The sequence below is a fragment of the Pseudomonas sp. MH9.3 genome, assembly GCF_034354675.1.
In the GTDB taxonomy this organism is placed as follows: domain Bacteria; phylum Pseudomonadota; class Gammaproteobacteria; order Pseudomonadales; family Pseudomonadaceae; genus Aquipseudomonas.
Map to the genome: position 1 here is coordinate 2,682,631 of NZ_CP133785.1, position 23,681 is coordinate 2,706,311.

The following is a 23,681-nucleotide window of genomic DNA, read 5'->3' on the forward strand; positions in this document are numbered from 1 at the left end:
ACACGCTCAATCGTGATGCACCTTCGCTCGCTTGAGCAGCTTCTTGCAGCGTTCCGACAGGTGCAGCACCCGCACATGCTTGCCGGCCTTGGTGTAGCGCTCGCGCAGGGTCATCAGCGCGGCTATCGCTGAATAGTCGACAAAGCTCAGGTGACGGCAATCGAGCGTCACCTGAGCCGGGTCGTTGGCCGGGTCGAAACGGTTCAGAAAGGGTGTGGTTGAGGCAAAGAACAAGGTGCCGTGCAGCCGATACAGCTTGCTGCCATCCGCCTCCAGGTGCTCATCGGCATACAACTCACGGGCCTGCTGCCAGGCGAAATTCAGCGCCGCGATCACGATGCCGCACAGCACGGCCGTGGCGAGGTCGGTGAACACCGTGATCACCGTCACCGCAATGATCACCAGCACATCATTGACCGGCACCTTGTTGATCACCCGCAAGGATGCCCAGGCGAAGGTCTGCTGGGACACCACGAACATCACCCCCACCAGCGCCGCCAGCGGGATGCGCTCGATCAAGGGTGACAGAAACAGAATGAACAACAGAATCATCACCCCGGCAAACACCCCGGAGAACCGCCCGCGCCCGCCGGAACTGAGGTTGATCACGGTTTGCCCGATCATCGCGCAGCCGCCCATGCCGCCGAACAGGCCCGAGACCATGTTCGCAGCCCCCAAGGCCACGCTTTCGCGGTCCGGGTAGCCACGGGTCTCGGTGATTTCGTCGGTGAGGTTCAGGGTGAGCAGGGTTTCCAGCAGGCCAACCATCGCCATCAGGAACGCATAGGGCGCGATGATGGTGAGGGTTTCCAGGGTCCAGGGGATCTGCGGCAGCGCAAAGGTCGGCAGGCCGCCGGCGATGTGGGCCATGTCGCCCAGGGTACGGGTGGGCAGGCCGAGCAGGTACACCGCCAGGCCCACGCCGAGGATCGCCACCAGCGCCGGCGGTACCGCGCGCGTCAAGCGTGGCAGCAGGTAGACAATCGCCATCGTCGCCGCCACCAGGCCGATCATCACGTACAGCGGCGTGCCGCTGAGCCAGTGTTCACCCCGCTTGAAATGCTCCAGTTGCGCCAGCGCAATGATGATCGCCAGGCCATTGACGAACCCCAGCATCACCGAATGCGGCACCATGCGCACCAGCTTGCCCAGGCGCAACACGCCAAAGGCGACCATGATCAACCCGCCGAGCAGCACCGTGGCCAGCAGGTACTGCACGCCGTGTTGCACCACCAGTGCGACGATCACCACCGCCATCGAGCCTGCCGCACCGGACACCATGCCGGGCCGACCGCCGAACAACGCGGTGAGGGTGCAGATGATGAAGGCGCCATACAGGCCCATCAGCGGGTTGAGATGGGCCACCAGCGCAAAGGCGATGCACTCGGGCAGCAATGCGAAAGACGTAGTGAGGCCGGCCAGGGCGTCGGCGCGCAAACGGGTGAAGGTCATGGAGGTACCAGGGAGTTGCGGGGGATCAGGCGGCGGATGGTACGGAAATGTGCTCGGAGGGGCCAGTGAAGTGTGACGACAGGTGGACCGAGGCGCGCCTTTCGCGGGCAAGCCCGCTCGCACAGTTGGCGGTGTTCACCGCCGGTCAGCAGGCATAGCGCGCCAGCTTGGCCTGGATAAAATCCAGGAAGCACTGAATGCGCAGCGCCAATTGCGAGTTGCGGTAGAACACCGCGTGGATCGGCTGGCGATACCCACTGTTGAACGCCTCCAGCACCGGCACCAGGCGCCCGGCGCTGATGTCTTCGCCAGTCATGAAGTTCGACAGGCAGCCAATGCCCTGCCCCTGCAACGCCAGATGCCGCACGGTTTCACCGCTGGACGCGACAATGGCCGGCTGGATCAGCCATCGGTCGCCCTCCACATGGCGCAGGGGCCAGTGGTTGAGGGTCTCGGTCTGGCTGAAGCCCAGCAAGGTGTGCCGCGCCAGGTCGGCGACACTGGCCGGCGTGCCGTGTCGCGTGAGGTATTCCGGGCTGGCCAGCACCTGCAGCGGCGTGCAGCCAAGGGCGCGCGCGTGCAGGGTCGAGTCGGCCAGGGCACCGATGCGTATGGCAATGTCGGTGCTGTGTTGCAGCAGGTCGATGATCAGGTCATCGCTGTTGAGCTCCAGCTGGATCTGCGGGTACAAGGCTCGAAACTCGGCAATGTACGGCACGATCCCATGCAGCATGAACGGCACCGCTGCATTGACCCGCAGCCGCCCGGCCGGGGTTTTCTGGCGCGACGACAGGTGCTCCTCCAGCTCATCCATCTGCGCCAGGATCCGCTTGGCCTGTTCGAAGAAGTACCGGCCCTCTTCCGTCAGGTCCATGCGCCGCGTGGTGCGGTTGATCAGCGTGGTGTCGAGCTTGGCCTCCAGCCGCGAGAGCGTGCGGCTGACCGCCGAGGGCGTCTGCCCGGCCTGCTCGGCCGCCGCGGAAATCGAGCCGCACTCGATCACGCTGACGAATATCTGTAGCTCATCGGATCGGGCTTTCAAGGGGCTGTCCTCGTGATCGGTCGACGCAAGCTTACACCGACAGGCCCAACACCTGCGCCAGATGCTGTTCGTAGCGCGCCACGTCGGCCTTGATGGCCGGGCGTTTCATCACATCCACGCAGAGGAACGTCGGCAAGGCGCTCATGCCGAGAAACGCATTGGCCTTGTGGAACGGAAAGTACACCTCATCCACGCCCTTGGCTTCGAAGAAGTCGGCCGGATCGTCAAAGGCCTGCTGCGGCGCGTTCCAGGTCAGCGACAGCATGTAGCGTTTGCCCTGGATCAGGCCGCCGCTGCCATACTTTTGCGAGGCATCGGAGCGGGTACGACCATCGCTGGCGTAGAGGCTGCCGTGGCCTTCGGTAAAGACTTCGTCGATGTATTTCTTGACGATCCATGGCGCGCCCATCCACCAACCGGGCATCTGATAGATGATCACATCGGCCCAGAGGAACTTGGCGACTTCTTCGGCAACGTCATAGCCGTCGTCGATGTGGGTGACCTTGACGTCAAGGCCGCCACGGTCGAGCACGGCCACGGCGGCGTCATGCAGGGTGGCGTTGTAGCGGCCATCGGAATGGGCGAATTTTTTGCCACCGTTGAGCAGGAGTACTTTTTTCATGGGAGGGGATCCTGAGGGTTATCAATACAGGCCGTCAGGCTATCGATATCGCCCACTCGGAATAAGCGGCGGCGCGGCAAAATACAGTTGACCAGAACGCACGAATGGAACGTTATTCTTGAATTCATCCGCTGATCAGCAGGTGGGCGCCCAGCAGTGCCATGCCGATGAAGAACGCCCGCTTGAACAGCACCACACTGATGCGTTGGCGCAGCGCCTGCCCCAGCCACATCCCCAGCAGCGCGGGCACCAGTGCCAGCAACGAGGCGCTGATTTCGCCAGTGCCAAGAGTGCCGTGCCAGGCCAGGCCTGCGGCCAGCGCCAGGGTCGACACGCTGAACGACAACCCCAGCGCCTGCACCAACTGGTCGCGACTCAGGCCGAGCGCCTGCAGACAAGGCACCGCCGGAATCACGAAGACGCCGGTGGCCGAGGTGATGAGGCCGGTGATCAAACCGCATAACGGCGCCAGCCAGCGCTCGGTGCGCGGCGACATTTTGAACGTGGGCAGGCACAGGCCGCTGAGCGCGTAAATCAACAACGCCGCGCCCAGTGCGCGCACCACCCATTGCTCGGCGCCCATACCCAGCCACAGAGTGCCCAGCCCGGTGCCGAGGAAAATCAGCAAGAGCATCGGCCATAGACGCTTGAGCAGCGCACTCAAGTGGCCGCCGAACGCCAGTTGCCAGAGGTTGGTCACCATGGAGGGAATGATCAGCAGCGCGGCAGCCTGCGCCGGCAACATAGCCAGACCGAGCAGGCCCATGGCGACGGTGGGCAGGCCGAGACCGATAACGCCCTTGACCGTGCCGGCCAGCAGGAAAGTGCCGATGACCAGCATTGTCAGGGTGGGACCGAGGCTTTGGTAGAAGGCGAGGAAGGTTGTCATGGGGCGATTGTGCGGGCTTCCGGCTGGATCGAAAATGCGGCATATACTGAGGCTGCCTCTTGTTTTGCGTGAGGCTTAGGGCCTCATCGGGAGCAAGCCCCCGCCCACATGATGACGTGTGAATACCTTCAAGTGTGGGAAGGGGCTTGCTCCCGATAGCGTCAGCCCAGTCACCGGAAACCCAGCCATGCACTTTGACCTGATCGACCTGCGCCTCTACCTGCATACCCTCGACACCGGCAACATCACCGCCGGCGCCGCCCGTAGCCATCTGTCCCTGGCCGCCGCCAGCGCCCGTATCCGCGCCATGGAAGCTTCGCTGGGCATTGCCTTTCTTGAGCGCGGCCGCCGTGGCGTCGCGCCAACGCCCGCCGGCAAAGCCCTGGCCCGCCATGCACGGCTGCTGCTGCAACAGGCCGACCACCTGCAACAGGACCTGGCGGCATACGCCAACGGCGTCAAAGGCCAGGTGCGCCTGTTGTGCAACACCACCGCCCTCAGCGAATACCTGCCGGAACTGCTGGCGGCGTTTCTACGCGAACACCCCAACCTCGATATCGACCTGCAGGAGCTGCCGAGCCTGCGCATCACCCAGGCCCTGCGCCAGGGCACGGCGGACCTGGGCATCATCTCCGACGCGGTCGACACCCATGGCTTGCAGACCCTGCCCTTTCGCGATGACCCACTGGTGCTGATCATGCCGCTGGATCATCCCTTGGCAGCCGCCCCGGTCAGCTTTATCGACAGCCTGCAACACGACTACGTCGGCCTGGCCGCCCATAGTGCGCTGGCGGTGTACCTGGAGGAACAGGCCCTGCACGCAGGGTTTCGCCTGCAAACCCGCATCCGCGCCGATGGCTTCGAGGGGTTGATGCGCATGGTGGCCGGTGGAGCAGGCATCGGGATCGTGCCGCAGGCGGCGCTGGCGCGCGGGCCGGTGCCGAGTGCCTTCAAGGCTCAAGCGCTGGCGGAAGAGTGGGCCCGTCGTCGGTTGCTGCTGTGCGCGCGCTCGTTCGAGCAGTTGCCGGGGTATGCCAAGGCGCTGTGGGAAGCCTTGAGCAAGCCGCTCCCACATTTTGATCTTCATTCAACTTAAGGTTCTGTAATATCTGCCCCCTCAGCGTCCGGGGATGGGTTCTGCGTGCAACCGATCCTGCGGAACAACAAGTAGAAGGTAATGTTTAATGGCGGATGACACAGTAAACCCGGTAGGCCTCAAGCGTGGCCTGAAGAACCGGCATATTCAGTTGATCGCCCTGGGCGGTGCGATTGGTACGGGCCTGTTCCTCGGTTCCGCCGGGGTGCTCAAGTCGGCGGGGCCGTCGATGATCCTGGGTTACGCGATTGCCGGTTTCATCGCGTTCCTGATGATGCGCCAGCTTGGCGAGATGATCGTCGAGGAGCCGGTGGCCGGCTCGTTCAGCCACTTTGCCCATAAATACTGGGGCGGTTACGCGGGTTTTCTGTCGGGCTGGAACTACTGGGTGCTCTACGTGCTGGTGGGCATGGCCGAACTGACGGCGGTGGGCAAGTACATCCAGTTCTGGTGGCCCGAGATTCCGACCTGGGTCAGCGCGCTGGTTTTCTTCGCCGCCGTGAACCTGATCAACACCCTGAACGTGAAGATCTTCGGTGAGGCCGAGTTCTGGTTCGCGATCATCAAGGTGGTGGCGATCGTAGGTATGATCATGCTCGGCGGCTACCTGCTGTTCAGCGGCGGCGGTGGCCCGCAGGCGTCGGTCAGCAACCTGTGGAGTCACGGCGGGTTCTTCCCCAATGGCGGCATGGGGCTGTTGATGGCCATGGCGTTCATCCTGTTCTCGTTCGGTGGCCTGGAGCTGGTAGGCATCACCGCCGCCGAAGCCAGCGAGCCACGCAAGGTGATCCCCAAAGCGATCAACCAGGTGGTCTACCGCATCCTGATTTTCTACGTCGGCGCGCTGACCGTACTGCTGTCGCTGTACCCATGGGACCAATTGCTGCAAACCCTCGGCGCCTCGGGCGATGCCTACAGCGGCAGCCCGTTTGTGCAGATCTTCTCGCTGATCGGCAACGACGCCGCCGCGCACATCCTCAATTTCGTGGTGCTGACCGCGGCGCTGTCGGTGTACAACAGCGGCGTGTACTGCAACAGCCGCATGCTGTTCGGCCTGGCCGAGCAGGGCGATGCGCCCAAGGCGCTGATGAAGCTCAACAAGCAGGGCGTGCCACTGCGGGCGCTGGCGGTTTCGGCGCTGGTGACGCTGCTCTGCGTGGTGGTCAACTACGTGGCCCCCAAAAGTGCGCTGGAGCTGCTGTTTGCACTGGCCGTTGCCTCGCTGATGATCAACTGGGCGCTGATCAGCATCACCCACATCAAGTTCCGCAAGGCCATGGGCGAGCAAGGCGTGACGCCGTCGTTCAAGACCTTCTGGTTCCCGTTCAGCAACTACCTGTGCCTGGCGTTCATGGTGATGATCATCAGCGTGATGCTGGCGATTCCGGGAATTCGCGAGTCGGTGTACGCGATGCCGGTGTGGGTGGGGATCATCTACCTGGCCTACCGGGTGCGGATAAGAAACGCAAACGCTGCGCCAGCACACTGATTGGATGTGGGAAGGGACATCCCTTCCCACACCTCATGCGCTTACAGACATCCTGATGTCGAGTTCAGACCACTGACGCAACGCCCGAGGCCTTAGGGTGCATCCTTCCCTTCCCTGCCTCGGAGTCATCATGTCCAAGCCCATCACCGTACTGCGCGACACCCATCCCCTGCCGGTCCTGGACGCGTGCAAATGGGAGAAGCTCGAAGGCGATCCCCACACGGTCAACCTCAACGCCTACACCAGCGAAGACGGCAGCAAGATCATGGGCACCTGGATCTGCACGCCGGGCAAGTGGTACGTGGAGTACGTGAAGTGGGAATACTGCCACTTCCAGGAAGGCTACTGCGTGATCACCCCTGAGGGCATGGAGCCGATTCACTTGCGCGCCGGGGATATCTTTGTGGTGGAGCCCGGGATGAAGGGCACGTGGGAAGTGGTGGAGACGGTGCGCAAGTATTTTGTGTTTGCCTGATACGCGTAGTGCGTTGTGGCGAGCGGGCTTGCCCCGCGTTGGGGTGCGCAGCGCCCCCAATCAAGCAAAACGCGGTGTACCTGATACGGCTCAGCGTCTGGCTTTGGGGCTGCTGCGCAGCCCAACGCAGGACAAGCCTGCTCGCCACAGGGAATCTGCGCTTAACTGAACGGCATTAGGGCTTGCCCCGCGTTGGGCCGCGTAGCAGCCCTGAAATCCCTCACCGCGATCTTTGCGGAAAATCGCGGTGCCTGGATTGGGGCTGCTGCGCAGCCCAACGCGGGGCAAGCCCGCTCGCCACAAAGGCGCAAAAGTCCTGCTATTTGGGCTTGCGATAGCTGTTGATGATCGCCGAAAAGTCCTTGCCCCCTTCCCCGCGCTGGCTCATCGATTGATACAACTGCTGGGCCACCGCGCCGAGGATCACGGGCTGTTTGGCCTGGCGCGCCGCTTCGGTGGCCAGGCCCAGGTCCTTGAGCATCAGGTCGGCGCCGAAGCCGCCGGTGTAACCGCGTGATGACGGCGCGGTTTCGATCACGCCCGGCCACGGGTTGTAGGTGTCCGAACTCCAGCAACGCCCGGTGGAGCTGTTGATGATGCCCGCCAGCACCTGGGTGTCGATGCCCAATGCGTCGCCCAGCGCCATGGCTTCGCTGACGCCGACCATGCTGATGCCCAGCAGCAGGTTGTTGCAGATCTTGGCGATTTGCCCGGTGCCCACCTCACCGCAATGCACAATGTTGCGGCCCATCTGCGCCAGCACCGGCTGGAGGGTGGCGAACAATTGCGGCGTCGCGCCCACCATAAAGGTCAGCGTCCCGGCCTGCGCCCCGCCGGTGCCGCCGGACACCGGCGCATCAGCCATCACCACGCCGTGCTCGGCGGCAGCGGCCGCCACGTCGCGTGCGGTCTGCGGGTCGATGGTGCTGCAATCCACCGCTGGCACGCCGTGGCCGATACCGGCGAGTACGCCGTCTTCATTGAGCCACACGCTGCGCACATGGGCGGCAGCCGGCAGCATGCTGATCACCAGTTCGGCGCCCTGGGCAGCGTCACGCGGTGAGCCGCTGATCGTGCCGCCCAGTTCGGCGAGTTCCTTGAGCACGGTCTGATTGAGGTCGAACAGGTTCAGCGCGTGGCCGGCCTTGATCAGGTTGCGGGCCATGGGTGCGCCCATGTTGCCCAGGCCGATAAATGCAATTTTCATGATCGTCTCCCCCACTCAGCGCAGGTTGATGGTGGTGTTGACGCCATCGTTGACCGTGTCGTCGTCGAACCAGCGGCTGGTGACGGTTTTGGTCTGGGTGTAGAACTGCACCACTTGCTTGCCGTAGGGACCGAGGTCGCCAAGCTTGGAGCCGCGCGAGCCGGTAAAACTGAAGAACGGCACCGGCACCGGGATCGGAATGTTGATGCCGACCTGACCCACGTCGATTTCGCTCTGGAACTTGCGTGCCGCCGCGCCGCTCTGGGTGAACAGGCCGGTGCCGTTACCGAACGGGTTGGCGTTGACCAGCGCGATGGCCTCATCCAGCGTGGCGACTTCCAGCACGACCAGTACCGGGCCGAATATTTCCTCGGTGTAAATCTGCATGTCCGTGGTCACGCCCGAGAACAGGGTGGGCCCGACAAAGTTGCCTTGCTCGAAGCCCGGCACTTTGATATCGCGGCCGTCCAGCTCCAGCGTGGCGCCTTCTTTCACGCCGCTTTCGATCAACGCCAGGATGCGCGCCTTGGCACGCCTGGAGATCACCGGGCCGACATCCGTGCCCGCTTCGCTGCCAGCATTCACCTTGAGTTTCTGCGCCAGCGCCTTGAGGTCCGGTAGCCATTGCTTGGCTGCGCCCACCAACACCACCACCGAAGTGGCCATGCAGCGCTGACCCGCCGCGCCGAAACCGGCGCCCACCAACGCATTGAGCGTGTGTTCGCGGTTGGCATCCGGCAGCACCACCGCATGGTTCTTCGCGCCCATCATCGACTGCACGCGCTTGCCATGTTTGCCGGCCAGGTCATAAACGTGGGTGCCGACGGCGGTCGAGCCGACGAATGACACGGCCTTGATGTGTTGATGGGTGCACAGCGCATCCACCACGTCCTTGCCGCCATGCACCACGTTGAGCACGCCGGCCGGCACACCGGCTTGCAGCGCCAGCTCCACCAGCAGCATGGTGGACAGCGGGTCCTGCTCGGACGGTTTGAGCACGAAAGTGTTGCCGCAGGCGATGGCCATCGGGAACATCCACAGCGGAATCATTGCGGGGAAGTTGAACGGCGTGATGCCGGCGCACACGCCGATGGGCTGGCGCAGGGTGTAGGTGTCGACACCGCCGGCAACGTTTTCGGCGAACTCGCCCATTTGCAGGGTACCGATGGAGCAGGCGTGCTCGACCACTTCCAGCCCGCGGAAAATATCGCCCTCGGCGTCAGCGATGGTCTTGCCCTGCTCGGCGCTGAGGACTGCGGCGATGCGTTTGGAATGTTCGCGGATCAACGCTTGCAGCTTGAGCATGATGCGCATGCGCGCGCCAATCGGGGTCAGTTTCCAGGTCTGGAAGGCGCGATGGGCGGCGTCGATGGCGGCGTTGATTTCGTCAGCGGTGGCAAACGGGACTTTGGCCAGCACCTCCTGGGTCGCCGGGTTGACGATGTCTTGCCATTGGGTGGTGCCGGATTCGACCCACTCACCGTCGATCAGCAGCTTGACCCGTTGCACGGAAATGTCGGTGGATGCGTTCATGTGGTCTCCAAATCTTATAGTTATGCAGAGACAAGGCGCGTGAACCGCCTTGGGAAGTGAGGCGTTCGGACTGTTTTTGGAGTATAGATGTGCAAATCTCTAATAAGAACGCACATAAAAGCCGGTCCAATATGCAAAAAAACATCACCTCACTGGGCTCCCTGAACTGGGATGACCTGAAGTTTTTTCTCGAAGTGGCGCGTACCCGCAAGGCCAGCGTTGCGGCCAAGCGCCTGGCAGTGGACTACACCACGGTGTCGCGGCGCATCACTTCGCTGGAAGTGTCCCTCGGCACGCTGCTGTTCGAAAAATCCCGCACCAACGGCTTCGTGCTCACCGCCGAGGGCCAGCGTTTGCTCGGTTACGCCGAGTCCATCGAAAGCACGTTGCACATGGCCTGCGAGCAGGTGTCCGGCTCCGGCGTGGCGTTGTCCGGCCATGTGCGCATGGGCTGCACCGAGGGCTTTGGCAGTTTTTTCATCACGCCGCAGTTGAGCCATTTCGTCGACACCTATCCCGCCATCTCGGTGGACATCCTGCCCCTGCCCCACTTCATCAGCCTGTCCAAGCGCGAAGCCGACATCGTCATCGCCCTGGAACGCCCGGAACACGGGCCGTATGTGTGCTGCAAACTGTGCGATTACCAATTGCAGCTGTACGCGACCCAGGATTACCTCGACCAGCACCCACCGATCCAGCGTCCGGCAGATTTGGCCGAACATCGGTTTATCAGCTACGTGGATGACCTGGCGTTCAGTTCAGAGCTGCTGTACCTCGCCAACGTGGTGCCAGGTGCCAGCGCCAGCTTGCGCAGCACCAGCGTAATCGCGCAGTACGTGGCCGCGCAGCAAGGGCGGTCGCTGGCGATATTGCCATGCTTTCTCGCGGCGCAGGACCCACGCTTGCTGCCAGTGCTGGGGGAGCAGATTGCGATTACGCGGCAGTTCTGGATGTACTGCCGGGAGGATTTGCGCAAGCTCAAACGGATCACTCTGTTGTGGGATTACATCCGTGAGGTGACGGAGCAGAACCAGCGGTTGTTGATGGGGGAAACGCGGGAGATGCGATTTGCCGATTAAATGTGGGAGTGGGATTGCTCCCGATGGCTGTGAGTCAGTGGCCTATCAGTGCCTGACACTCCGCTATCGGGAGCAAGCCCCCTCCCACACTTTGATTGCATTACAGATTGAGAATGGAGGGTCCGTTCAGTCAGCCTCTGTGGTGCCCTGGCCCAGCTCCAGCATCAACCCGCTCAAGCGCTTGACCTTGCGCCGCACCGCTTCTTCGAACACGCCGCCACGCGGTTCGATCAGGCTGAACCAGCGTTTGGCGCGGGTGATGCCGGTGTAGATCAGCTCTTTGGTGAGCACCGGGTTGAGCGCATCCGGCAGGATCAGCGCAGTGTGGGTGAACTCGGAGCCCTGGGATTTGTGCACGGTCATGGCGTACACGGTTTCCACATCATTCAAGCGGCTGGGCAGCACAAAGCGCACGCCGCCCTGGCCGTCGTTGCGCGGAAAGGCCACGCGCAAGACCTGCGGGCCGCCGTCACTTTCCGGTAGTTTCAGGGCGATGCCAATGTCGCCGTTCATCAGCCCAAGGCCGTAGTCATTGCGCGTCATCAAGACCGGGCGCCCTTCGTACCATTGCTCGTCGCCTTCGATCAGCTTCACTTTGCGCAAGGCGGCGGTGATACGCAGGTTGAGGCCTTCCACGCCCCACGGGCCCTTGCGCACGGCGCAGAGCAACTGGAACGCGTCGAAGGCTTGCAACAGTTGTTGCGCCCAGTGGGTCCAGGCGGGGTCTTCGCGTGGGGTATCGAGCGGCGGGCGCGCGGACTGCAGCAGGTTCAGGTAGTAGCGATAACCCTGGGCGCCATCGCCCTGCCCGTCCAGCACCAGCCGTTCCAGGGCGTGGTCGTGCTCGCCCTTGAGGCTGACGCAGAACAGGTCGCTGTGGCTGCGCGCGGCCAACAGTGCACGTGCCTGTTCGGCGTTTTGCTGGTTGACCCAGCGCGCCAGCTGACCGATGCCGCTGCCTTCGCCAAAACGCCGCGAGTAACGCAGCATCACCACTTGTTGCGCCAGCGGATGGCTGGCGTCGAGGTCTTCCTGCAAGCCGCTGGCACTGAGGTCTTCGCCGCTGACCGCTTGCAGCCATTGCCGCGTCTGTGGGCTGTACCAGCCGGCCTCGGCGTCGCGGCACAGGTCGCCGAGCACGGCACCGGCCTCCACCGAGGCGAGCTGGTCCTTGTCACCCAGCAGCACCAGCCGCGCGTGAGACGGCAAGGCGTCGAGCAGGTTGGCCATCATTTCCAGGTCGATCATCGAGGCTTCGTCCACCACCAGCACATCCAGCGGCAGCGGGTTGCCCAGGTGATGACGAAAGTGTCGGGTGCCAGGGCGGCTGCCGAGCAAGCGGTGAACGGTGGTGACCTGGGTCGGGATCTTGTCCTTCACGCCCTGCGGCACATTGAGCGACAACACTTGCTGGCTGATGGATTCGGTCAGGCGCGCGGCGGCTTTGCCGGTGGGCGCGGCCAGACGAATGCGCAACGGGCTGCCGGCCTCCACGGCGGGCGCCTGCAACAGCGCGAGCAGGCGTACCACGGTGGTGGTCTTGCCGGTGCCGGGGCCGCCGGTGACGATGCTGAACGCACCGCGGGTGGCCAGGGCGCAGGCGAGTTTCTGCCAGTCGATCACGCCATCCGGCGGGGCGTGTTCGAACAGGCCGTTCAAGCGTTGGGGCAAGTCGGGCGAGACGGTTTCTTCGGTGGCCAGGCGCAGGCGCAACGCCGTGTCGATGCGCCGCTCATAGGCCCAGTAACGGCGCAGGTACAGGCGTTTGCCGGCCAGCACCAACGGCCGGCTGTGGGCGGACTCGCTGTCATCGACGGCCAACGCGACCAACGGGCTGGCCGCCAGGGCCTGGCACCAATGGGCGCCGTCAAGGCCGTCGAGCAGTTGCGACGGCAGCAGCATGGCGCCGGTCTGCAGGTCGCCTTCGGGTGGCAACGACAGGGCGAAATCCGCTGCCTTGAGGGTTTCGAACAGGTCCAGGCACACATGGCCGTGGCCAAGCTGGTGACTGGTCAAGGCCGCCGCCAGCAACACCAGGGGGTCGGCGTGCGGATCAAGCTCATGCAGGAAGCCGACGAAGGCTTTGTCCAGCGCACGCAGCCAGCCACGTTCGACCCAACGTTCGAGCAGTTGCAGCAGGTCGGCGGCGCGGTTCAAGGGCGCCAGTGCCTCCAGCGGTAGCGGCGACAGGCTCATAACAGCACTCCTTGTTCCCACGCGGGCTCAGCCTTGGGCGGTATCGATTTACCCTGGAACAGCAGGTCAAGCCCCTCGATCAGCGCGCGCGGTGGCCGTGTGAAATACGCGCCCTGGCTGGCGGCCTGGGTGCCCCGCAGGAACAGGTAAAGCGCACCGCCGACATGCCGGTCGTAGTCGTAATCGGGCAAACGGGCCTTGAGCTGACGATGCAGGGCCAGCAGGTAGAGGACGTATTGCAGGTCGTACCGATGCTCGAGGATCGACTGTTCCATGGCCTCGACGGTGTAGGCCGAATCATCGGGACCGAGCCAGTTGGATTTGTAGTCGGCCACGTAGTAGCGGCCCTCGTGTTCGAACGTGAGGTCGATAAAGCCTTTGAACATGCCATTGAGCAATACCGGTTCGGCAGCCACGCGCGACACGCCGTGATGGGTGTGCTGACACACCAGCCTGTCGAGGGCGAGCACATCGACCTTGCGACTGGCGAACCAGAATTCCATCTCGATCTGATAGTGCTGCAGACCGCTGAGCGTGACCTGATCGTCATGCAGGGGCAGCGGCGTTTCCAACAGATGGCCCAGCCAACTGCTGAGGGTGACGATCCAGCCTTCCCAGTTGCGGCGATTGCAGCGCGCGCCGACGGCTTTTTCGAGCGCCTGTGGGGTCACGTCGAAACCTTCCTCACCGGCCCACTCGAGCAACCCGTGAAGGAAGGTCCCGGGGTTAGGGCCACGTGGGAAACGGTGAATATCGCCGCCGGACGCTGCCACTTCGCGCGGGGCATCGGGGTCGAGGCGTTCGTCATCGAACAGCTTCTGGGCCTGGGGGCTTTCCGGCGCTTCGAGGGGGGCGGCGCTCATGCTGTCGCCAATGCGCAGGGCACTGTAGGACGCGATCCACCAGTTTTCTGCCGCCTTGCGCGTGGGCAGCAACGGCGCCCGCAAGGTGGCCTGGTTGCGCGGCGGGTGGAAGACATTGCCCTGCGGGTCGGGCACCTCGGTGTAGTGCACCGCCGGGCAACCTTGCGCCAGGTCCAGCAACCAGCGCGCCAGCCCGGCAGACTCGCCCAGCGCGGCGCCGGCACCGAGCAGATAGCCGAGCGCCGACAGGTGCAGCACCGAGCTGCTGGTGTTGCCGCGCTTGAGGTCGGCGATGCCGAGCCAACACGCATGTTTGGCGCGCGTGAGGGCCACGTAGAGCAGGCGCAGGTCTTCGGCAAGACGCTCGTCGTCGGCTTGGGCGATCAGCTCGGCGGTGGGGCGCAGGCTGACCTGGGACTTACCCTGTTGATCGTGGTAATGCAGCGGCAAGCGGCTGCCATCCACCGGTTTGGCCGAGCAGATGAACGGCAGGAAAACGAGGTTATATTCCAGGCCCTTGGACTTGTGAATGGTCACCACCTTGACCAGTTGCTCGTCGCTCTCCAGGCGCAGGATCTGCTCTTCACCGGCCTGACCGGACAGCGCCAGGTGTTCGGCCAGGTGACGGATCAGCGCCTGCTCGCCATCGAGTTCCGAGGCCGCCTGTTGCAATAACTCGCTCAGGTGCAGCAGGTTGGTCAGCACCCGTTCGCCATCGCTGCGGGCGATCAGGGTTTGCGGCAGTTTGAAATCATGCAGTAAGCGACGCAGCATCGGCAGCACGCCCTGGTTGCGCCAGATCGCGCGGTAGCCACGAAACTGCATCACGCGGGTTTCCCACGCCAGTTCGTCCTGGTTCAGGCGCTCCAGTTCCGCCAGCGACAGGTTCAAGGTGACGCAGGCCAGCGCGGCGCGCAGTGGGCGCTCGACGTCGGGCTCGGCGCAGGCTTTGAGCCAGGCCAGCAGGTCGTGGGCTTCCTGAGCGGCGAACACTGAATCCTTATCGGACAGGTACACACTGCGCACGCCACGGGCTGCCAACTCGGCACGCACGGCCTGGGCTTCCTTGCCATCGCGCACCAGGATGGCGATGTCTGACGGCAGCACGCCATTGAAGCGGTCATCCTGCTGCCGCAAACCTGCCGTGCCTTGTTGCCCACCGTTGAGCAGCTCGACAATCTGCGTCGCGCAGACAGCAGCCAGATGCTTGCGATAGATGACGTTGGAAATCGGCTGATCGGTGGGCAGGTGCCAGAGGTTCAGCGCCGGCAGCGTCTGACCATTGACCTGCAACTGTTCCTTGCGGCCCTGGGCCAGCACCGCGTGGAACGGTACCGGGTTATCGCCATTGGGCTCACGAAACAGAAACGCGCCACGGCCTGTTTCCGCACGCTGGAACACATGGTTTACCGCCTCGACCATGGCATGGCTGGAACGGAAGTTGGTGCCCAGCGTGTGATGGCGGCCGAGGGTGGATTTGCGCGCGCGCAGGTAGGTGTAGATGTCGGCGCCCCGGAACGCGTAGATCGCCTGCTTGGGGTCGCCGATCAGGAACAGGCCGCTGTCGAGGTGGTTTTCTTCGATACGGTAAATGCTGTCGAAGATGCTGTACTGCACCGGGTCGGTGTCCTGGAATTCGTCGATCAGGGCCACCGGGAACTGCTCGCGGATCACACTGGCCAGGCGCTCGCCGCCTTCGGCTTGCAGGGCGGCGTTGAGGCGGATCAGCATGTCGTCAAAGCCCATTTCGGCGCGGCGACGTTTTTCTTCTTCAAACCGTTTGCCGACCCACCCGGCGGCGTGTTGCAGCACGGCGGCGTCGGGCGTCGGCAAGGCATCAAGACGGGCTTTGAGATCGGCCATGGCCTCGATGCCGGGATGCTGCGGCGGGTCGCCCTTCCAGGCTTCGGCCATGCCGTCCGGGGTAAGCCGCGTGAAGCCGGTGCCGATGTCCAACTGCTCCAGGCTTTCGTCGGCAGCCCAGGCGCTGATTTTTTCGAACCACGGCTCGAAGTAACGGGCCTGCATCTTGCGGCCGTCAACCGCTTTGGCGGCGACGGCCTGCAGGCAGATCTCACGCAATTCCGCTGCCCATTGTTGCCAGGGCGCCTTGAGGTGGATCAGCGCTTCACGGCGTTCCTGCAGGCAGGCGTTGATCAGCTCGGCCGGCTCGCGGGTCTCGTCGGTCGGCCGCTCGCTGCCGAACAGCGCGCGCACCCGTGGCATCAGCGCGGCCGGCCCCCCCCAGTGGTTGCGCACCCAGTTGAGTGCGTCGTCGTGCAGGGGGTAGCAGAACAGCCGCCAGTAATCGCGCAGCACCTCGCCCAGCAGATCGCTGTGGTCGGTTTCCAGGGTCTGGGTGAACAGGCTGCCGCTGTCGAAGGCATGTTCGCGCAGCATGCGCTGGCACCAGCTGTGGATGGTCGAGACGGCGGCTTCGTCCATCCACTGCGCGGCGATGTCCAGGCGATTGGCGCAGGCCGGCCATAGCTCGGGCGGGTATTCGTCGCGCAGGTCGGCGATCAGCGCGTCCGGCTGTTCGATTTCAACGCGGAAAAAGCGTGCGGCTTCGGCCAGGCGGATGCGGATGCGTTCGCGCAGTTCCTTGGTGGCGGCGTCGGTGAAGGTCACCACGAGAATTTGCGGCGGCAGCAACTCGTGACCAAAACCGGACGTTTCGCCACCGTGGCCGAGCACCAGGCGCAGGTACAGGGCCGAAATGGTGAAGGTCTTGCCGGTGCCGGCGCTGGCTTCGATCAGTTGGCTGCCTTTGAGCGGGAACGCCAGGGCCAGGGGTGTGCGGGTCATGCGCCGGCCTCCTCGCGGGTGAGTGAGCGCCAGGACGCATTGATCAGCGGGCGATACAGGGTTTCGGCCCAGCCTTCGAACTCTTCGCTGGCGGTGAGCGCGGCATAGTCGGGAAATTGCCGGGTGAGTGCCGGGCTTTCACGGCGCTCGCCATCAGTGGTAATGCCATCGCCTTCGTAGGCTTTGCTGGCGGCCGCCTGCGCCTTGACGGGGTCGGTTTGGCCCAGCCAGGCAAACGCGGTTTTGACGGCGACTGGCAGCGGCTTGCTCATGCCGGTGTGCCATGCCAGCAGCAGGTCGTTGAGCAGGGCTTGGGCCGCGGCTTTTTCCAGTGGGGCCAGCAGCAAGGTGTCGTCGCTGGCGACCAGGCCGGTGCTCAATGGCAGTCCGCAGGCGCAGGCCACTACATGGTTGACCCAGGGCCGAATCAGGCGATGCCACTTGCGTGTCTTGATCGAGCCGATGCTGTTGGGGATGGTGGTGACGCTCAGTAACCCGCCATCACTGCGCCGATGCAGGCCGCTGATCCAGCCGTCCAGTTGAATACCCTGGTAGTCGAAGCTGATCGGTTCTGCGCCGGTGTGGGGCGTGGGCCAAAGCGCGAGCAATTGTTGATAGCGCTGCAGCAAGTCGGGCAACGGCTCGATCAACTCGTTGCGCAGGCATTCGCCGAAACCGACCATGGGCAGCAGGCCGCTGCCTTGCAGGCGCAGGGCCTGGGCGCTGAGGGCCTGGTCGAGCTGATCGGGTCGGGTCAGGGCGGCGTTGAGCAAACTGTCGCTCAGGCTGTAGCGTTGCAGGGCGTCGAGGACGAAAGGTTCTTCGTCCGCCAGCGGTACTTCGGCGGCTTCGAAGAACACCTTCAGACGCTGGCTGAAGAAATGTTTGACCGGGTTGCGCAAAAAATCCTGCAATTGGCCGAGGCTCAGGGGTTCTTCCTGCTGATGCGGTGCGAGTGCGTCTGCGATGGGTGGGGCGTCGGTCGCCTGGTGCAGCATCTGCCATTCGCGGGCGTAACTGAACAGTGCGTCGCCTTCGTGGAAGTAGCGGGCGCTGAACGGTTGGAGCGGGTGTTCCTGGGTCATGGCCTCCAGCAATGGAGCGTCCTGGAGGTTGTGCCAGCCGCTGGCGATATGGTCGCGCAACTGGCCGATCAGCACCGAGGCCGGCCGGTCGCTGTTGTCGCGAATGCTGCGGCCCACCCAACTGATATAGAGCTGGTCGCGGGCCGAGAGCAGGGCTTCGAGCAGCAGGTAGCGGTCGTCTTCGCGGCGTGAACGGTCGCCGGGACGGTAGTCGCTGCCCATCAGGTCGAAATCCAGCGGCGGTTGCGCGCGCGGGTAGTCGCCGTCGTTCATGCCGAGCAGGCACACCAGCTTGAAGGGGATGGCGCGCATGGGCATCAGGGTGCAGAAATTGACGGCCCCGGCGAGGAAACGCTGGGACAGGCGGCCCTGATCCAGACCGGCCAACCACGCTTCGCGCACCACGGTGAGGGGTAATTCGTCCTGCAGGCCGACGGACTCACAGGTTTCCAGCCAGGTTTCTCTCAACTGTTCGAGCTGGCCCAGCAGGTAGTCGTCATGTTCGCTGCTGGCCAGGAAGAACCGTTGCATCAGGCGCTGCAGGCGTTCGCTCCATACCCTCGGCGACGCGGCTTGCGACAGGGCTTGATGGGCGTCATTGAGCGCGTCGAGCAGGGCCACCAGCGGGCCGATCAGGGCAGCATCGAGGCCGCCGATTTCGTCGTAGGGTTCGATGCCGTCGCAGGCCATACCGGTGCCGACCGCGTAGCCGAGCAACATGCGACGCAGGCCGAATCGCCAGCTGTTCTGCTCCAGCGCTGGCGGCAGGCCCAGGCCGGCGCGCTGTTCGGCGTTAAGGCCCCAGCGGATACCGGCGCCTTCGATCCAGCGATGCAGGGTGGGCAGGTCGCGCTCCTTGATGGCGAAACGTTCGCGCAGGGCGGGCACGTCGAGCAGGTCGAGGATTTCACTGACGGGGAAGCGGCTGTCAGGCAGTTTGAGCAGGTGCTCGACGGCAATCAGCAACGGATCGCGGCCGCGCTGGCCCTGGTCGGTGAGCGTGAACGGAATGAAGCGTGGATCGCTGCGTTCGAGTTGACCGAACACCGCGCGAATATGCGGCGCGTAGCTGTCGACGTCGGGGACCATGACGATGATGTCCCGAGGGCGCAGCGTGGGGTCGGCGCTGAAGCGCTGGAGCAGTTGGTCGTGGAGGATTTCGACTTCGCGTTGGGCGCTGTGGGCGATGTGGAAGCGGACTGAGGTATCGCGCTGCAGGTCGACGGCGGGCCACATTTCGCGGGTTTCACTCAAGGGGCGCAGTTCGAGAATGTCGTCCTGCAGCTGGTTGAGCAGCGTGGTGGGCTCGCTGTCGCTGAACAGGTCGATGCGACCGTCGCGGAACGCGGCGCGATAGCTGCTGGGGTCGTCGTAACTGTCCAGCAGGCTGATGTAGTCGCGCCCCTGCTTACCCCAGGCGGCGAGCAGCGGGTGCGCGTGCTGGTGCAGGGTTTGCGGGTCGAGGGTGACGGGCATGCCGGCTTTGCGCGCCTGGCGTTTGTACTCGTTGCGCAGCAGGTCCTTGTCGGCAACGATGTCGGACCAATGATGGCGGCAAGGGTTGTGCACGCAGAGCAGCACCTGGCTGAATCGGGCCAGGCCGGCGAGGGCTTCGAGCGCCTGGGCGGGCAGTGATGAAATGCCGAAGACGATCACTCGCGAAGGCAGGCCCTTTGGCGCTTGCTCAAGGCTGTTGATGCGTTCGATGAAGCGCTGATGCACACCGGCGCGACTTTGGGCCATGCCCTGCTCTCCCACATCCAGCAGCAGTGCGCGCCATAATTCGGCTTGCCAGCAATTGGCGGGATTGAGGGGTTTGGACTCGCCTCGACCGTTGCGTAATTGATGGCGGCCGGCGGCCCAGTCTTCCAGCCAATCGGCGCGGTAGACCTGGTACTGGTCGAACAGGTCAGCCAGGCGTTCGGCGAGTTGGTAGCGTTTGCGCAGGTCGGTGTCGTCGGTCAAAAAACGCTGCAGCGGCTCGAAGTGTGGCTGGTCGATCAGCTCCGGCAGCAGACGCATCAGGCGCCAGGTCAGGGGCGCCTTATCGAGCAGCGATTTGGGCGGGATTTCGTCGCGGCCCAGCACCATGCGATAGAGCTGCCACATGAAGCTGCCGGGCAGTTGAACGTCGATGGCGGCGGCAATACCGCAGCCGCCCATGTCGTCGTCCTGCGGATCTTCGGCCAGGGCCAGCTTGAGCCATTGGGCGATGCCGTTGCTTTGCACCAGAGCGATTTCGTTTTCCAGGGGCGCCAAGGGGTAACGGCGCATCCAACTGACCACCAGGCTGCGCAGCTCGTCCAGGCGGTTGCCGTGAACCACCATGAACCCAGCGCTGAGGGACGTCGCATCCGGCATAACGGCTTCCTTGGGAAAAGCACAATCGAGGGGTGCGACTTTAGCACTGTGGGCCGTTATTGGCGGGCTTGAGATGGTTTAGGCCCCCTGGAGCCGCCACAAATGTGTCACTGCGCATACATGGGCGTGTAAAACCTGCTTGCTAGGGTCGGCGCCTTATCCCGATAGAGTGAAGGCGAAGGCTATGCGATCCAACACCCAAACGGCCCAGATAATGGCGTCTTCATTGCTACTTTCATTGCTTGCCGTATCGGTTCAGGCAGCGAGCCGTGCGGGGGACGACAGCATCAACGGTGTCGATCTGCTGTCCGGCTTCGGCACGCTGTGGACGACCGGCGCGACCTGGGATACCGGCACGCCGACCGCGCTGGGTCAGGGATTGCTCAGGCGCAACCTGCAAATCGTGCTCGACCGCGCCAACGCTCGTACCGTTGCGCAAGAAACCGCCGCCTACTTCGATGATCGCCGTGACCAGAGCTACAGCGCCATCAGCGGGCTCGGTTCGTTGAGCGCTGCCTACAAGGCAGGCGCTGGCGCTTTCACGACCATCACGCAATTCGACGACAGCAACAAAACCGTCAGGTACGACGATAAAGGCAACGGCGCCGGCAGCTCCTCTTCGGCGCTGGGCAAGGTGGTCGATCTGGTCGGAGCGTTGCGTAATGACGCGTCTACCACGCCTGCCAAATCCCACTATCTGTATCCCCGTCCCTGGCGGCAAAGCCTGGACGGTCAAAACCTGGAGTTCGTGGTGCAGCCTTCGCTGCGGCCGGCCAAGAGCACGACGCCGGCCAGCGATTCGGGATTCCCCAGCGGCCATACCAACGCTGCGTACTTGTCTTCCTACGCACTGGCCTACGCGATTCCCGAACGTTTCAGCGAACTCATGCTGCGCGCGTCGGAAATCGGTGACAACCGTATTGAAGCGGGCATGCATTCGCCTTTTGACGTGATCGGTGGGCGCATTACCGCAACGTATTTCGCCATCGATAACTTGTCCAACCCGGCCAATGCTCAACTGCGCGCCGATGCGCGGGCACAGGCGCTGGCGTATTTCACTGCGCAATGCGGCGGCAATGTTAATAACTGCCTGGCGACCATCGACCCGGCCACTGACCGTACCTCTCAGCACGCTCAGGACAAGGCGCTGTATACGTCGCGCATGACTTACGGATTCGATCCTGTGGGCGCGACCAACCTGGCGCCGGTAGTGCCGGTTAACGCCGAAGTGCTGTTGGAAACGCGCTTTCCTTATCTGGACGCGAGCCAGCGCCGCGAGATTCTGGCGACGACTGAAATTGCCTCAGGCTATGCGGTGATCGATCAGTCAGGCGGCTATGGCCGATTGAACCTGTACGCGGCGGGCGATGGTTTCGCGGCGTTCAATTCCAACGTCACAGTGAACATGGACGCCAGCCTCGGTGGCTATAACGCCATTGACGCCTGGCGCAACGATATCAGCGGCAGTGGCGCGCTGATCAAGAACGGCAGCGGTAATCTGCTGCTGACCGGTAATAACACTTACTCGGGCGGCACGGTGATCAATGGCGGGGTTCTGACCGGTCACGCCCAGGCGTTCGGCAGCGGAGCGATCACCGATGACGCCACACTGGTGGTCGATCAGTCAACCAACGATACCCTCGGCAACATACTGGCGGGCAACGGTGCGCTGATCAAACGGGGGGTGGGGTCGTTGAACCTGACCGGCAATAGCAGTCTGTCGGGCGCGACGACTGTGCAAGCCGGGCGCCTGGCCGTAAACGGCAATCTGGGGAACTCGCTCGTCAGTGTGCAGCAAGGCGCAACGCTGGGTGGCAACGGCATTGTTGGCGGCATCAATGTCGCTCAGGGTGGCGTGGTGGCGCCGGGCAATTCGGTCGGGCAACTGAACGTCAAGGGTGACGTCAACCTTGCTCAGGGTGCGGTCTATCAGGTGGAGTCGGACGCTGCCGGCAATGCTGATCGCATCGTCGCCAGCGGTCGTGCAAACATCAATAACAGCACATTGTCGCTGGTTGAAGGCGGTCACTGGCTGGCCGCGAGCCGTTACTCGATCCTCTCGGCAGCCGGCGGCGTAAGCGGTGCGTTTGCTCCCGTGCAAACCAACTTCGCATTCCTCACCCCAACGTTGAACTACACAGCTACCGATGTGGGCCTGACGCTTGATCGTAACGCGCAGAGCTTCTCCACCCTTGCGACTACCCGCAATGCCAGGGCTGTCGCGCAAGGGCTGGACAGCGCGGGTGCTGGCAATGCGCTCTGGCGTCAGGTGGTACAGGATGACGCGCCGACGGCACAAGCCACGTTCAAGGCGTTGTCCAATGAGCTGCATGCTTCAACGCAGACTGCATTGATTGAAGACAGCCGACTGGTGCGTAATGCCATGAATGATCGCTTGCAACAATCGCAGTCGGCGCAGGCATTCGGCAGCACGGCGCAAACACTGGTCGGTGATGCTTCGCGTGGCGTGGTGTGGACTCAAGCCATTGGCGCGACCGGGAAAACCGACGGCAGCCGTGACGTCTCGGGACTCGACAGTCATACCAGCGGGCTGTTGTTCGGCGTTGATGTACCGCTCGATGATACGTGGCGCGTGGGCGCGCTGGCTGGCGTGAGCAGCAGCAGTTTCGACCTGCGTCATGCATCCGGCTCCACTGACAGCGATAACTATCACCTGGGCGTCTATGGAGGCGCCAAGTGGGGCCAACTGGGCCTGCGCCTGGGCGCGGTGCGCACCTGGCACGAGCTGACGGCCAAGCGCACGCTGGACTTGCCGGGCTCTTCCGAGCATTTCAAAGAAGATTACAAGGCAGCGACCAACCAGGTCTTCGGCGAACTGGGTTACTCCATCGAAATGGGTAACGCGCTGCTGGAACCCTTCGCCAACCTTGCCCATGTGCGACTGGACACTGACTCCTTCGATGAGAACAGCAACCTGATCACGCTGGAGAACAAGTCCCAGGACAATCACATCACCTTCAGTACCCTGGGCCTACGTGCAGCCACTCATTTGAATGCTGGCAGCGTCGCGGTCAAGCCTAACGCCATGCTGGGCTGGCGTCGCGCCTATGGCGACGTGACGCCAGAGAGCCGTGCCGCTTTCAGTGGCGGCGACACCTTCGAATTGGCCGGCGCACCGATTGCTCGCAGTGCAGCAATAATCGGCGTGGGCGTCGATCTGGGGTTGAGCGATACCTTGAGCGTGGGGTTGAGTTATGACGGTCAGGTGAGCAGCAATACATCTGATCAGTCGTTGAATGCTCGGCTGACATTGGCGTTTTAAGCGTAAAGCCTGACTTTCCAACCGCCCAAAACAAAACCCCATCTGCTTTCGCAGATGGGGTTTCGGAATTTAATCTTGACGATGACCTACTCTCACATGGGGAAACCCCACACTACCATCGGCGATGCATCGTTTCACTGCTGAGTTCGGGATGGGATCAGGTGGTTCCAATGCTCTATGGTCGTCAAGAAATTCGGGTAC

The 23,681-nt window shown here is 63.3% G+C and carries 14 protein-coding genes and 1 rRNA gene; 5 read left to right on the forward strand and 10 right to left on the reverse strand.

Going from position 1 to position 23,681, the window contains the following annotated elements; genetic code table 11:
• Positions 1-6: 6 nt before the first annotated feature.
• From RHM60_RS11730 to RHM60_RS11745, 4 genes are all read right to left on the reverse strand, one after another.
• Positions 7-1,452 carry a SulP family inorganic anion transporter gene (locus tag RHM60_RS11730; protein ID WP_209984767.1) on the reverse strand — a complete coding sequence of 482 codons (1,446 nt, stop codon included), beginning with the start codon at positions 1,450-1,452 and terminating at the stop codon, positions 7-9.
• Positions 1,453-1,597: 145 nt separating this feature from the next.
• Positions 1,598-2,494 (reverse strand): LysR family transcriptional regulator, encoded by an 897-nt coding sequence (locus RHM60_RS11735; protein ID WP_231423420.1) that lies wholly within the window; start codon positions 2,492-2,494, stop codon positions 1,598-1,600.
• Between the two features lie 31 nt (positions 2,495-2,525).
• The gene (locus RHM60_RS11740; RefSeq protein WP_322214489.1) at positions 2,526-3,116 is read right to left on the reverse strand and encodes an NAD(P)H-dependent oxidoreductase; all 591 of its coding nucleotides are present in this window, start codon (positions 3,114-3,116) and stop codon (positions 2,526-2,528) included.
• Between the two features lie 124 nt (positions 3,117-3,240).
• A complete protein-coding gene (locus RHM60_RS11745; RefSeq protein WP_322214490.1) occupies positions 3,241-4,005 on the reverse strand; it encodes a sulfite exporter TauE/SafE family protein in 765 nt (254 codons plus the stop codon).
• A gap of 187 nt (positions 4,006-4,192) precedes the next feature.
• Here RHM60_RS11745 and RHM60_RS11750 point away from each other — a divergent pair, with 187 nt between their 5' ends.
• The 3 genes from RHM60_RS11750 (at position 4,193) to RHM60_RS11760 (ending at position 7,065) form a co-directional block, all read left to right on the forward strand.
• Entirely contained in the window at positions 4,193-5,101 is a 909-nt protein-coding gene (locus tag RHM60_RS11750) for a LysR substrate-binding domain-containing protein (protein ID WP_209984779.1), read from the forward strand.
• Between the two features lie 88 nt (positions 5,102-5,189).
• A complete protein-coding gene (locus RHM60_RS11755; protein WP_322214491.1) occupies positions 5,190-6,590 on the forward strand; it encodes an amino acid permease in 1,401 nt (466 codons plus the stop codon).
• Positions 6,591-6,720: 130 nt separating this feature from the next.
• Positions 6,721-7,065 carry a cupin domain-containing protein gene (locus RHM60_RS11760; RefSeq protein ID WP_003230905.1) on the forward strand — a complete coding sequence of 115 codons (345 nt, stop codon included), beginning with the start codon at positions 6,721-6,723 and terminating at the stop codon, positions 7,063-7,065.
• A 319-nt stretch (positions 7,066-7,384) separates the two neighbouring features.
• On the opposite strand, the gene mmsB is transcribed toward RHM60_RS11760, so the two are convergent.
• Together mmsB and RHM60_RS11770 are read right to left on the reverse strand one after the other, a co-directional pair.
• Positions 7,385-8,272, reverse strand: coding sequence for a 3-hydroxyisobutyrate dehydrogenase (gene mmsB / locus RHM60_RS11765; RefSeq protein ID WP_322214492.1), 888 nt, complete (start codon positions 8,270-8,272; stop codon positions 7,385-7,387).
• A 15-nt stretch (positions 8,273-8,287) separates the two neighbouring features.
• Positions 8,288-9,805: a CoA-acylating methylmalonate-semialdehyde dehydrogenase gene (locus RHM60_RS11770; protein WP_322214493.1), complete on the reverse strand. Its 1,518-nt coding sequence runs from the start codon at positions 9,803-9,805 to the stop codon at positions 8,288-8,290.
• A gap of 131 nt (positions 9,806-9,936) precedes the next feature.
• Between RHM60_RS11770 and RHM60_RS11775 the strand changes: the two genes are divergently transcribed.
• On the forward strand, positions 9,937-10,884 hold the full coding sequence (locus tag RHM60_RS11775) for a LysR family transcriptional regulator (protein WP_322214494.1): 948 nt from the start codon (positions 9,937-9,939) through the stop codon (positions 10,882-10,884).
• Between the two features lie 126 nt (positions 10,885-11,010).
• Here the strand turns inward: RHM60_RS11775 and recD are convergent, their stop codons facing one another.
• The 3 genes from recD to recC are packed head-to-tail and all read right to left on the reverse strand — an operon-like array spanning position 11,011 to position 20,197.
• Positions 11,011-13,080 carry an exodeoxyribonuclease V subunit alpha gene (gene recD / locus RHM60_RS11780; protein WP_322214495.1) on the reverse strand — a complete coding sequence of 690 codons (2,070 nt, stop codon included), beginning with the start codon at positions 13,078-13,080 and terminating at the stop codon, positions 11,011-11,013.
• Positions 13,077-16,751, reverse strand: a complete 3,675-nt coding sequence (gene recB, locus RHM60_RS11785; RefSeq protein ID WP_322214496.1) for an exodeoxyribonuclease V subunit beta — start codon at positions 16,749-16,751, stop codon at positions 13,077-13,079. Before recB ends, recD begins: the two co-directional genes overlap by 4 nt.
• On the reverse strand, positions 16,748-20,197 hold the full coding sequence (gene recC / locus RHM60_RS11790; protein WP_322214497.1) for an exodeoxyribonuclease V subunit gamma: 3,450 nt from the start codon (positions 20,195-20,197) through the stop codon (positions 16,748-16,750). The genes recB and recC overlap by 4 nt, the downstream gene beginning before the upstream one ends.
• Positions 20,198-20,411: 214 nt before the next feature.
• On the opposite strand from recC, the gene RHM60_RS11795 reads away from it, so the two are divergent.
• A complete protein-coding gene (locus RHM60_RS11795; protein ID WP_322214498.1) occupies positions 20,412-23,480 on the forward strand; it encodes an autotransporter domain-containing protein in 3,069 nt (1,022 codons plus the stop codon).
• Positions 23,481-23,553: 73 nt separating this feature from the next.
• On the opposite strand, the gene rrf is transcribed toward RHM60_RS11795, so the two are convergent.
• Positions 23,554-23,669: ribosomal RNA gene (gene rrf, locus RHM60_RS11800) — 5S ribosomal RNA — on the reverse strand.
• Positions 23,670-23,681 lie beyond the last annotated feature (12 nt).